This window comes from Streptomyces triticirhizae, assembly GCF_003696235.1.
In the GTDB taxonomy this organism is placed as follows: Bacteria; Actinomycetota; Actinomycetes; order Streptomycetales; family Streptomycetaceae; genus Streptomyces; species Streptomyces triticirhizae.
In genome coordinates, this window is sequence record NZ_RFFJ01000001.1 from 24,243 (window position 1) to 31,146 (window position 6,904).

A 6,904-nucleotide genomic window follows, 5' to 3' on the forward strand; every position below is an offset into this window, starting at 1 on the left:
GCGGACCCGGCCGGTCCGCGCCGGGGTCGGACCGGCCCGCTCAACGGCTGGCGCCGTCCTCCGCCGCCTCCCGCTCCGCGTCGACCATCCGGCCGTCCACGAGCGTCACCACCTGGTCGGCGGTGGCGCGGACCTCCCAGTCGTGAGTGATCAACAAGACCCCCAATCCCTGCGCGTGCCGCAGTTCCCTCAGCAGCTCCAGCACGGCGTCGCGGGTCTCCCCGTCCAGGGCCGAGGTCACCTCGTCGCACAGCAGCACGCGGGGTCGGGCGGCCAGGGCGCGCGCCAGGTTGACGCGTTGCCGCTCCCCGCCGGACAGATCGTGGGGCAGCCGCCCGAGCAACGCCGGCGACAACCCGACCCGTTCCAGCAACCGTGCGGCCTCCTCCTCGCTGCCGTTCCCGCTCGCGGCCAACGGCCGCAGCAGCGCCCCGCGCACCGACTCGCGCGGGTTGAGCGCCCCCACCGAGTCCTGGGCGACGAGTTGGAGGGCACGGCGCTGTTCCCCGGTGCGACGGCGGAAGTCGGTCGGCAGCGCCGAACCCGCCAGGCGCAGCTCGCCCGACCAGCTCCCGTGCAGCCCGAGCAGGCAGCGGGCGACCGTGCTCTTGCCCGCGCCGGAGGGACCGACCAGCGCCGTGCAGCCGCCGGCCGCGACGGTGAGCGAGACCCCCTCGACGGCGACGTGCCGGCCGTGGGTGGCCCGCAGGTGCGCGAGTTCCAGCAGGGGAGCCCCGGACGAGGCGGGCTCGGCTCGCCTCCGGGGCGGGGGGCGGCGCGATGGGGCGGGGCGACGTGGCGGCCCCAGGCGGCCGCCCTCGATGCCGAGGGTCCGGTCCGCGAGCGTCTCGGTCAGCAGCCGGTCGTGGCTGACCAGCAGCATCGCCCCGCCCGCGCGGCGATGACGGGCGCTCAGGCGTGCTGCCAGGTCCTCGGCGAGGCTCGGGTCAAGTCCGCTGGTCGGCTCGTCGAGGACGAGCAGCCGTGGTTCGCCGATGGTGGCGACGGCCAGCGCCACGCGCTGCGCCTGGCCGCCCGAGACCTGGTGCGGGTAGCGCCGCAGGAACCCGGGGTCCGTGGGAAGGTCCATCTCGGTCAGGGCGGCCCGGACCCGCCGCTCCCGCTCCGCGCGGCCCGCCGCACCCCGCCCCCGGGGCGCGGTCAGGGCGGCGGCCTCGTGCAGCGTGCTGCCCAGCCGTCGCGCCGGGTTGAGCGCGGACGCGGGGTCTTGGCCGAGGAATCCGACCAGTCGGCGGCGCACGCGTGACCGTCCTTCGGAGGTGAACGGGTCGAGCCCGGCGACACGCACCGTGCCGGAGCGCGGGGTGAGCCCCTCCCGGACCCGGCCCAGCAGGCTCAGCGCGAGCGTCGTCTTGCCGGAGCCGGAACGCCCCACCATGGCCAGCACCTCGCCGGCGCGCAGGGTCAGGCTGACTCCGTCCAGGACGGGCTCGCCGTCGGTGCGGCGGGTCACGACGAGGTCGTCGACCTCGGCCAGTGCCGTCGCCGTGGTGGGCACGCTCACGCGCCGCTCCTCGTGATGTCGGGGTCCGCGAGGTGCTCCGCCAGGCGGTCGGCGAGAAGGTTGACCGCGACCGCGAACGCGGCCAGCAGCGCCGCGGGCACCAGAACGGGCAGGGGGTTCAGGGGCGCACCGGGGAGGTTCTCGCGGATCATGCGCCCCCAGTTCGCGCTGGGCGCTCCCCGGCCCAGGCCGAGGAACCCGGCCGTGGCGGTGAGGTGCACGGCGGCGACGAACCGGATGCCGGCGTCGGCCAGCACGGTGCCGGCGACGTTGGGCAGCACGTCGTGTCGGACCACGGCCGGCCAGCCGTCGCCCCTCGCCCGGGCGGTCACCACATAGCCGGTGGCGGCCACCCGGCGCGTCGCGGCCCTGACCACGCGCAGGGAGAACGGCGTGGCCGCGAGCCCCACCGCCACCAGCACGGCCGCGTCGCTGTCCGGCGCACCCGTGGCCAGCAGCAACATGAGGAGCAACGGGGGGAACACCGCCAGCACGTCCACCGCGCGCATCACCCACTCCCCGCCGTGCTCCGCCGCCAGCCCGAGCCACAGGCCGCCTCCCGCGCCCAGGAGCGTGGCCAGCGTGGTGGCGCCGACGGCCAGCACCAGCACCACCCAGCCGCCGTGCAGGACGCGGGCGGCGACATCGCGGCCGAGGACGTCGGTGCCCAGCGGGTGTCCGGCGCCTGGCGCGGCCAGCGGCGGCCCGACCTGCTCGGTGGGCGAACCGGAGGCCAGCAGGGGACCGAGGAGCGCGACGGACAGCACCAGCAGACAGACGGCGGCGCAGCACCAGGTGAGAACGCCGGGCCCGCCGGACCCACGCGGGTCGGGGGAAGGCCGCCTCACCTCGGGCTCCCTCGACGCGGGTCCAGGGCCCTGGCGGCGACGTCGGCCAGCAGCACGGTGGCGAGCGTGACGGCGCACAGGACGAGAGCGATGCCCTGGACGAGCGGGATGTCCCGGTGGGCCACGGCCTGTTGGAGTTCCAGTCCGATGCCCGGGTAGCCGAAGACGGTCTCCACCACGACCGCTCCGCCGACCAGGGCCCCGGTCATCAGGCCGAGGGCCTGGGCGGCGGGCGCCAGCGCGCCTGGCAGCACGTGACGTGCCGCCAGGCGGGGGCCGGTGATTCCGCGCAGCCGGGCGGCCTCGACCCAGGGAGAGGCGGCCACCTCCGCGCTGGCGGAACGGACCAGCCGGGTGCCCACGGCGACGCCGGAGACGGCCAGTGTCAGCACGGGCAGAACGAGGATCTCCGGCGCGTCAAGGGGAGTGCCCCCCAGCGGCACCAGGGACACCTGGGGCAGGAGACCGGTCCGGGCGGCCAGCAGCCACAGCAGGAGGGCGGCCAGCACGAACTCCGGCAGCCCCGCGACCAGGAGGACCCCCGTCGACACCGCGCGGTCGGCGCGCCGCCCGGCCCGGGCGCCCGCCAGCAGGCCCAGGGCGACGGACGCCGGGAGGGCCACCGCGAGGGCGAGCCCGGCCAACAGCAGGCTGTTGGGCAGCCGGTCGGCGATCAGCTCGGTCACCGACCGTCCGCCGGTGTAGCCCGTTCCCAGGTCTCCGCGCAGCGCGCCGCCGGCCCACTCCAGGTAGCGCGTCACGGGGTCGCGGTCGAGCCCCAACCGCTCGCGCACGGCGGCGCGTTCGGCCTCGGTGGCGCTCGGGCCGGCGACGGCGCTGACCGCATCGCCGGGAAGCAGCTCCGTCGCGCCGAAGACCAGCACCGACAGAGCCGCCAGCGAGGGGACGAACGCGACCACGCGCCGTAGGAGGAACGGGCCCCAGGTCACGACAGGGTGGCCCGGCTGAATCCGGGGAACTGCTCGAAGAGGTCCTCGGCCACGCCGGAGATCCCGGGCACGTGCGCGGTGGTGAAGGGCTTGAAGACCGGGGCGATGGTGTTGCCCTCCTCCCACAGGGCACGCTGGGCGGCGAGCCCCGCCCGCGCCGACTCCTCGCCCGAGGTGCCGCGCGCGGTGGCGACCAACTCGTCCACGTCCGGCCGGTCCCAGCCCAGTGCCGCCGGGTTCTGTCCCCCGTAGGACATCTGGTAGAGGGGCAGGGCCGGGGTGGGGACGGAGAAGCTGGCCGCCAACGGCAGCCTGGTGTAGGCGGGGTAGTCCGCGAAGAGCTGTCCCGCCGGCAGCTCCTCCAACGTCGCGTCCACGCCGACCGCGACCAGGTTCTCCACGTACAGCGTGGCCACTTCCACCATCCCCGGGGTCTCCGGGCCCGTGGTCAGGGTGACGCGCATCCCCTCGGCCCCCGCCTCGCGCAGCAGGCGCCTGGCCCGGTCCGGATCGAAGGGGCGCTGTTCGATCTCGTCCGCGTAGTCGGGGAAGCCGGGGGAGAGCAGGTCGTTGCCGACGGTGGCATCGCCGAAGAAGACCGACTCCACCATGGCCTCCCGGTCGGCCGCCAACTTGAAGGCGGTGCGCACCCGGTTGTCCCGGAACGGCTCGTGGGCGAGGTTCATCCGGAAGAAGAGGCCGGAGACGTAGGGCGGGCTGGTGCTGGTCAGCGTGAAGCGCTCGTCCTCGCCCAGGGTTCTGGCGGTGACCGGGGACAGGTCGTGGGCGAAGTCCACCTGGCCGCCCGTGAGGGCCGCCGCGCGGGCCTCGCTGTCGGGCAGGGAACGCAGTTCCAGGCCGTCCAGGTAGGGCGCGTCGCTCAGCTCGGGGTGGGTGAACTCCTCGTTGCGCACCAGGGCACAGCCCTCGCCCGGCACGAACTCCTCCAGTCGGAACGGGCCGGAGGTCGCGACCTCGGGGGAGAAGTCGCTGTTCTCCTTCACCACCAGGTAGTTGCCCTGGCACAGCAGCAGCCGGCCGTCGGCGACCGGCGCCAGGGTCGGCAGCACCAGGGTGTGGTCGTTCTCCACCCGGGCGCCGGCGAAGTCGAAGGTGGCCGCCGGGTTCTTGTAGACCGGCAGCGACGCCGGGTCCTCGGCGGGGGAACGCAGCGACCACAGCACGTCGCGCGCGGTCAGCGCCGAGCCGTCACTGAAGGTCAGGCCACGGCGCAGGCGCAGCGTGTAGGCGCTCAGCTCCCCGTTCACCTCGATGGTCTCCAGCACCCCGTACCGCACGCCGTCCGGCGCCGACGGGTCGAGGTCGCCCAGGGTCGCGTGCAGTGCCCGCGCCCTGACCATGTCCAAGGCCGTTCCGCCGACGAAGTGGTTCAGCGTCTCGCCCGCACCGGCGCCGGTGAACGCGGCGCGCAGGGTGCCGCCGCGTCGGGGCTTTCCGTCCGAGCGCGCCGGGCTCTCCTCTCCCGAGCCGCATCCGGTGAGCAGGGCGGGGCCGGCGACGGCTGTCGCGGCCACCAACAGGCCGGAACGCAGCAGCGTGCGTCTCGCCAGAGGCTCCATGGGTGTTTCTCCTTCAATCGCGCCGCGCCCACGCGGGGCCTCGGCGAAGAGCGCGGCACGGTGCGCGCGCTCAGCTGTCGTGCAGGGTGATCGCGCCGGCCGGGCAGCCGTCCACGGCGCGGAGAACCTCCGCCATCTCGTGCCCGCCCGGCTCGGCGCGGCGCAGGACGACGAGTCCGTCGTCCTCGCCCTGGTCGAAGAAGCGCTCCGCGGTGAGCACGCACTGCCCGGCTCCCACGCAGATGTCCGGTCGCACCTCGATGCGCACGGACTCCTCACCTCCGCTCCGGTGTGTGTTCCGCCGGCCCGGCCGGCGGGGTGGTCGGGGGCGTCAGAGCAGCGCCCGCAACGCCCGCTTGTCGATCTTGCCGACGGCGGTGAACGGCATCTCCGGGACGACGCGCACCCGGTCGGGAGCCTTGTAGGCGGCCACGCCCCGCTCGCGCAGGAAGACGGCGACCTGTCGTGCGTCGGGCGGGGAGCCCGCGCAGACCAGGAACGCGACCGAACGCTCGCCGAGTTCGGGGTCGGGGGCCGCCACCACGGCGGCGGAGACCACCTCGGGGTGGGCCAGCAGGTGCTCCTCGACCTCGGTGGCGTCGATCTTCTCCCCGCCTCGGTTGATCTGGTCCTTCACCCGGCCCACCACCCGCAGGTTGCCGCCGGGTTGGCGGCGCACGAGGTCCCCGGTGCGGTAGTAGCCGTCCTCGGTGAAGTGGGTCCGCGCGTGCTGCGGCGATCGGTAGTAGCCGGTCAGCGTGTAGGGCCCCCTGGTCAGCAGCTCGCCCGCCTCGCCCTCGGGGACGGGGCTGTCGTCGCGGTCGACGACGAGTACCTCGTCGTCGGGGGAGATCGGCCGGCCCTGGGTGGTACAGACGACCTCGTCCGGATCGTCGAGGCGCGTGAGGTTGAGCAGGCCCTCCGCCATGCCGAAGACCTGCTGGAGCCGGCAGCCCAACTCCGGGCCGATCCGCCGTGCCACCTCGTCCGGCAGCCGGGCCGCGCCCACCTGGAGGACTCGCAGGCTCGTCAGGTCCGGCCGGTTCTCCCGCGCCTCGGCAAGCAGGTGCGGCACCAGCGGCGGGGTGACGGCGGTGATGGTCACCCGCTCGCGTGCGACGAGTTCGAAGACGGTGACGGGGCTGGGGTTCGGGGCCAGCACGACGGTGCCCCCGGCGTGCAGGGTTCCCAGGAAACCGGGACAGGCGACCGCGAAGTTGAAGGCGATCGGCAGCACGGCGAGGTAGACGCTGTCGGGGCCGAGCGCGCAGATCTCGGCGGCGGCCCGCGCGTTGTACGCGTAGTCCTGGTGGGTACGCGGGATCAGCTTGGGGGTGCCGGTGGTGCCTCCGGACATCAGGAGCAGCGCCAGGTCGCCTGGTGCGGGCCGGTCTTCTTCCTCGCGACCGGCCGCGTCACCGCGACGGAGCGCGTCGAAGGGGATGAAGTCGTCGTGGTCGCCGACGTCACCCACGACGATCACCCGGCGGACCGCGTTCTCGGAGGCGCGGATCCCGGCGGCCAACACCCGGTGGTCGAACCGGGCGTGACGGTCCGGGACGACGTGGGCGACCGCGTCGGTCAGCCGCGCGAGGTGGCCGATCTCCGTTCGGCGGTGCCCCGGCATGGCATGGACGGGGACGACGCCCAGGCGTTGCAGCGCGAACCAGAGCAACACGAACTCGGCGACGTTGGGGAGTTGGACGATGACCCGGTCACCGCGTCGGAGTCCGACGCCGTAGAGCGCGCGAGCGACGGTCGTGACCTCGTCCTCCAACGCGGCGTAGGTCCACCGACGTTCACCGTCCACCAGGGCCGTCGCCTCGGGGCGCAGCGCGGCCTGTCTCCGGGGGATGTCGCCCAGCGGCTCGTCTCCCCAGTAGCCCGCCGAGCGGTAGCGCAGCGCGGCCTTCGAGGGCCAGCCAGGCCAGTCCGGCGTCCCGTCCATCCTCATGCTCCTTCCACCCGCGCCGGGGAGACTCCCTCGCGTGTCGGGGATCT

The 6,904-nt window shown here is 74.7% G+C and carries 6 protein-coding genes; all 6 read right to left on the reverse strand.

Annotated elements, in window-relative coordinates; all coding sequences use genetic code 11:
* Positions 1-40 precede the first annotated feature (40 nt).
* The 6 genes from EBN88_RS32310 to EBN88_RS00135 all read right to left on the reverse strand — a co-directional run bounded on the left by EBN88_RS32310 (position 41) and on the right by EBN88_RS00135 (position 6,851).
* Complete coding sequence (locus EBN88_RS32310; protein ID WP_122181678.1) at positions 41-1,525, reverse strand: ABC transporter ATP-binding protein; 1,485 nt, start codon at positions 1,523-1,525, stop codon at positions 41-43.
* The gene (locus EBN88_RS00115; RefSeq protein WP_122181679.1) at positions 1,522-2,373 is read right to left on the reverse strand and encodes an ABC transporter permease; all 852 of its coding nucleotides are present in this window, start codon (positions 2,371-2,373) and stop codon (positions 1,522-1,524) included. Before EBN88_RS00115 ends, EBN88_RS32310 begins: the two co-directional genes overlap by 4 nt.
* On the reverse strand, positions 2,370-3,293 hold the full coding sequence (locus EBN88_RS00120; protein ID WP_233580339.1) for an ABC transporter permease: 924 nt from the start codon (positions 3,291-3,293) through the stop codon (positions 2,370-2,372). Before EBN88_RS00120 ends, EBN88_RS00115 begins: the two co-directional genes overlap by 4 nt.
* Positions 3,294-3,319: 26 nt before the next feature.
* The gene (locus tag EBN88_RS00125) at positions 3,320-4,903 is read right to left on the reverse strand and encodes an ABC transporter substrate-binding protein (RefSeq protein ID WP_122181680.1); all 1,584 of its coding nucleotides are present in this window, start codon (positions 4,901-4,903) and stop codon (positions 3,320-3,322) included.
* A 70-nt stretch (positions 4,904-4,973) separates the two neighbouring features.
* Entirely contained in the window at positions 4,974-5,171 is a 198-nt protein-coding gene (locus EBN88_RS00130; protein WP_122181681.1) for a ferredoxin, read from the reverse strand.
* 63 nt (positions 5,172-5,234) lie between these two features.
* Positions 5,235-6,851: a (2,3-dihydroxybenzoyl)adenylate synthase gene (locus EBN88_RS00135; RefSeq protein WP_122181682.1), complete on the reverse strand. Its 1,617-nt coding sequence runs from the start codon at positions 6,849-6,851 to the stop codon at positions 5,235-5,237.
* Positions 6,852-6,904 lie beyond the last annotated feature (53 nt).

Bases quoted from the DNA above. Each gene is read 5' to 3' on its own strand.
- EBN88_RS00135 (WP_122181682.1), bottom strand. From the start codon at position 6,851: ATGGACGGGACGCCGGACTGGCCTGGCTGGCCCTCGAAGGCCGCGCTG.
- EBN88_RS00125 (WP_122181680.1), bottom strand. From the start codon at position 4,903: ATGGAGCCTCTGGCGAGACGCACGCTGCTGCGTTCCGGCCTGTTGGTG.